Raw genomic sequence first — 3,463 nt, 5'->3', positions numbered from 1 at the left:
AGCGGCTGTGGTTCCTGGACCAGCTCCAGCCGGGCCTGCCCGTCTACAACATGCCGGTCGCGCTGCGGCTGCACGGCGCGCTGGACCTGACGGCGCTGGAGCGCGCCTTCACGGAGCTGGTGCACCGCCACGAATCCCTGCGCACCACGTTCGCCTCGCACGGAGGCACGCCGGTCCAGGTCATCTCTCCCCGGGCGGCCTTCCCGCTGCCGGTGGAGGACCTACGCGGGCACTCCGGGCCGGAGCAGGAGGCGCTGGCGCGGCGACTGGCCGAGGAGGAGGCACGTCAGCCCTTCGACCTCGCGAAGGGTCCGCTGTTGCGGGCGCGCGTGCTCCGGCTGTCGGAGCAGGAGAACGTGCTGCTGGTGACGATGCACCACATCGTCTCCGACGGCTGGTCGCTCGCCGTGCTCATCCGGGAGTCGGTGGCGCGCTACGCCGCCACGGTCGCGGGCCAGCCGCTGACATTGCCGCCGCTGCCCGTGCAGTACGCGGACTACGCGGTCTGGCAGCGCGAGTGGCTCCAGGGTGACGTGTTGCAGGCGCAGCTCGACTACTGGCGCCACCAGCTTGCGGGAGCGCCGGACGCGCTGGAGCTGCCCACGGACCGGCCGCGCACCCCGGGCTCGCGTCAGCCGGGCGCGAGCTTCCACCTGTCCCTGCCCCGGAAGCTGGCGCAGGACGTGACGGCGCTGTGCCAGCAGGAAGGCGCCACGCTGTTCATGGGGCTGCTCGCGGGCTTCCAGGCCGTGCTCTCCCGCTGGGCGTCCCAGGACGACGTCAGCGTGGGCGCGCCCATCGCGGGCCGCACGCGCGAGGAGACGGAAGGGCTCATCGGCTTCTTCGTCAACACGCTGGTGCTGCGCACGCGGCTGGACGGCAACCCCACCTTCCGCGAGCTGCTGGGCCGGGTGAAGCGCGTCACGCTGGACGCGTATGACCACCAGGACGTGCCGTTCGAGAAGCTGGTGGAGGTGCTCCAGCCCAAGCGGCAGGCGGAGCACACGCCGTTCTTCCAGGTGGCGCTGGTGATGCTCAACACGCCGTCGGCGGAGCTGTCGGTGCCGGGGCTGCGCATCGAGCCGCACGCGGTGGACGCGGGCACCGCCATGTTCGACCTCTCCGTGACGCTCACGGAGAAGCCGGACGCGCTGGAGGGCGCGGTGGAGTACCGCACCGACCTCTACGACCGGAGCACGGTCGAGCGCCTCATCGGGAACCTGCGCGTCCTCCTGGAGGAGGCCTGCCTCCACCCGGAGCGGCGCCTGTCGGACCTGCCGCTGCTCACGGAGGAGGAGCGGCGTCAGGTGCTGGGCGAGTGGGCCCGGTCGCAAGGCAGCGCGCCGCACGACACGTCCGTGCACGCGCTGTTCGAAGCACAGGCGAAGGCCACGCCACACGCGGTGGCCGTGGAGCATGACGGACAGGCCGTCACGTACCGGGAGCTGGATGCCCGCGCCGATGCGCTCGCCCGGAGCCTGAGGGCTCAGGGAGTGCACACCGGAGCCAGGGTGGCAGTGTTCCTGGAGCGCTCGCACGCGCTGCCCGTCGCGGTGCTCGGCGCGTTGAAGGCGGGCACGACCTACGTGCCGCTGGATCCGTCCGCTCCGCTGGAGCGGCTTGCGTTCCAGTTGGAGGACGCAGGCGCCACGGTGCTCCTCACCGAAGCCCGGCTCCGCGACCGGCTCCCGCCGTTCCTGGGCCGCATCGTCGAAGTCGCCTCCACGCTGAAGGCGCCCTCGACGGAAGCGCCGCACTCGGCTTCGGTCGCGAGCCCGGCGCCTGTCATGGGACTCGAGGTCGCATCCGCGCTGAAACCGTCCACTACAGGCGCGCAGCACTCGGCTCTGGTCGCGAGCCCGGCGGCTGTCACGGGGCTTGAGGCCGCATCCACGCGGAAGGCGTCCTCGACGGAAGCGCCGCATCCGGATTCGGGCGCGAGCCTGGCCTCTGCTGTCCTGGCGCATGTGGCCGAAGCCACCGAGCACCTCGCCGTGGACGCCCCGCTCCCGGACGTGCCCGCGGACCTGCCCGCCTATGTCCTCTACACGTCGGGCAGCACGGGCCAGCCCAAGGGTGTGCTGGTGTCCCATCGCTCGCTCGTGAACCACGCGACGTGGATGGGCTCCACGTTCGCGCTGAAGGCGGGCGACCGGCAGCTCCAGCTCGCCGCGCTGGGCTTCGACGCCTCCGCGGCGGAGCTGTTCTCCACGCTGCTGTCCGGCGCGACGCTCGTGCTCGCGCCTCCGGACGTGCCTCGCGACACCGCGCTCCTGGCGGACCTGCTGTCGCGCCAGCGCATCACCGTCCTCCAGGCCGTGCCCTCCGTGCTGCGCTTCCTCGCGGCGGAGCCCGCCCTGAAGCAGGCCACGACCCTGCGCTGGCTCTTCTGCGGCGGTGAGGCGCTGACGCCGGACCTGGTCACGCGGCTGCGCTCCGTCCTGCCGACGGTCCAGCTCGTCAACGCCTACGGCCCCACGGAGTCGACCATCGACGCCACGTGGTCCCCCGTCACCGACGACGCTTCCGGCGCCACCGTGCCCATCGGCCGGCCGGTGGCCAACGCCGAGGCCTACGTGCTCGACGCCGCGCTGCACCCGGTGCCCATCGGCGTCCCGGGCGAGCTGCACCTGGGCGGCGTGCCCCTGGCGCACGGCTACCTGGGCCGTCCCGCCCTCACCGCCGAGCGCTTCATCCCCCACCCCTTCGCCACCGAGCCCGGCGCCCGCCTGTACCGCTCCGGAGACCGGGTCCGCTGGCTGTCCGACGGGCGCCTCCAGTTCCTCGGCCGGCTCGACCAGCAGGTGAAGCTGCGCGGCCTGCGCGTCGAACCCGGCGAGGTGGAAGCCGCGCTCACCCTCCACCCGAGCGTCCGCGAAGCCGCGGTCATCGTGCGAGAGGCCGGAGCCCACGGCCCCACGCTGGTGGCCTACGTCGCGCCCCACACCGCGCGCCCCGTGGACGCCGAAGCCCTGCGCACCTTCCTCCGGCGCACCCTGCCGGAGGCCCTGGTGCCGTCGGACTTCGTCCTGCTGGAAGCCCTGCCCCTCACGGCCAGCGGCAAGGTGGACCGCCGCGCCCTCCCTGCGCTCCAGCCCCAGCGGCCCATCACGCCGCGCATCGCCCCGAGCACGGAGACGGAGGTCCAGCTCGCCGCCCTCTGGAACGAGGTCCTCAAGCAAGACACGGTGAGCGCGACGGATGACTTCTTCGCCCGGGGCGGCCACTCGCTGCTCGTGGCGCAGCTGGCGTCGCGCATCCGCACGGCCTTCCAGGTGGAGCTGCCGCTCCAGCTCCTCTTCGAGGCCCGCACGCTGGAAGAACAGGCGCGTCACCTGGACGCGCTCATGCAGGGCGGCGCGTCGCTCCAGGCACCGCCGCTGCGTCGCGTGCCGCGAGAGGCGCGCATGCCGCTGTCGTTCGCGCAGCAGCGGCTGTGGTTCCTGGACCAGCTGGAGCCGGG

The 3,463-nt window shown here is 73.0% G+C and carries 1 protein-coding gene; it reads left to right on the top strand.

Annotated elements, in window-relative coordinates; all coding sequences use genetic code 11:
• Positions 1-3,463 (top strand): amino acid adenylation domain-containing protein (locus ACLEQD_RS39555; RefSeq protein ID WP_410391095.1); only part of this gene is annotated, 3,463 nt, incomplete at both ends.

Origin of the sequence: Corallococcus sp. 4LFB, assembly GCF_046520365.1 — a bacterium.
GTDB classification, from domain to species: domain Bacteria; phylum Myxococcota; class Myxococcia; order Myxococcales; family Myxococcaceae; genus Corallococcus; species Corallococcus caeni.
Note: the sequence above shows the minus strand (reverse complement) of the source record. Positions and strands in the feature narration are given on the sequence as shown.